Source organism: Endozoicomonas atrinae, assembly GCF_001647025.1.
Taxonomy (GTDB): Bacteria; Pseudomonadota; Gammaproteobacteria; order Pseudomonadales; family Endozoicomonadaceae; genus Endozoicomonas; species Endozoicomonas atrinae.
Window position 1 is genome coordinate 1 of record NZ_LUKQ02000633.1, and the last position, 920, is coordinate 920.

A 920-nucleotide genomic window follows, 5' to 3' on the forward strand; every position below is an offset into this window, starting at 1 on the left:
AAATCATCATTGGTTTCGGTGCCTTGTCCGGCGAGTACGGTTCGGCAAATCCAAACCGGAGCAAGGCAGCCATCGGTATTAAATCGGATAGCGTTGCCCACTGCCCAACCACTTCCCCAGCCTGCGGCTCTCAACGTGAAATAAGGCACACCCGTTTCCGGGTTGATGGGGGCTGAATCTGCAGCAGTGTTCCCGGTATCAATAATCCCGAGCTTTTCCTCTACGATCTGGAACGCTGAGCCACTGGTGAAAATAATTGCCCACTTTCCATAGATAGCTCCCTTGTTGGTCACTTCGACGGGATAGTTAATGGTGTTGAATTGGGCGGTGGTCTGGTCACCGATCCGGTTATCTGTCCAGTTCGGATCACCGTTGTCCCATACTTTCTGGCTGAAAAAATCTTTTACCCGGGCTTGCAGGTCTCCATAAACCACGGCGCTGCTGATGCTTGTTTCGCTGGCGGGTAAGTTCCAGGGCACTGGGGCAATAATGGAAAGATCACCGTTGATCTGAACGTCGCTCAGGACGCTCATGTGCTCCACTCGGTCTTTAATGGTAAAGGGGGCGGTCAGTGGGTTGCTCTGGTCGTCTATCAGGCTCAGTGGGTCTGCAAAGGTAATGGTTCCGGCTTCCCGGTCGGTGGTGTATTGATCCGCTTTCAATAACACACCGGTGCTGTCCTCCACTATTATTTCGGCCTGATGGTCACGGCTCAGGTTGATAACCTGGCCTGCGGTAGGGGTAGCGGCATCGGTGCTGCTGGTGTGGCTGATCACCACGATGTCGCCTGCTCTGAAAATGGGCACCTTGCCATCCGGTGGTAAACGCACCGGGTCTAGCCCGATCAGTTCGGCGTCCAGCGGCAGGCTGGTTTCCACAATGCAGTTATATCGTATGCTCTGCGGTATGACGAAAATTGG

General features: G+C 53.9%; 1 protein-coding gene. It reads right to left on the reverse strand.

Annotation, left to right across the window (positions count from 1 at the left end):
* Positions 1-920, reverse strand: a 920-nt coding sequence (locus tag AK963_RS34145; protein WP_202969944.1) for a hypothetical protein, incomplete at both ends; no start/stop codon positions are given.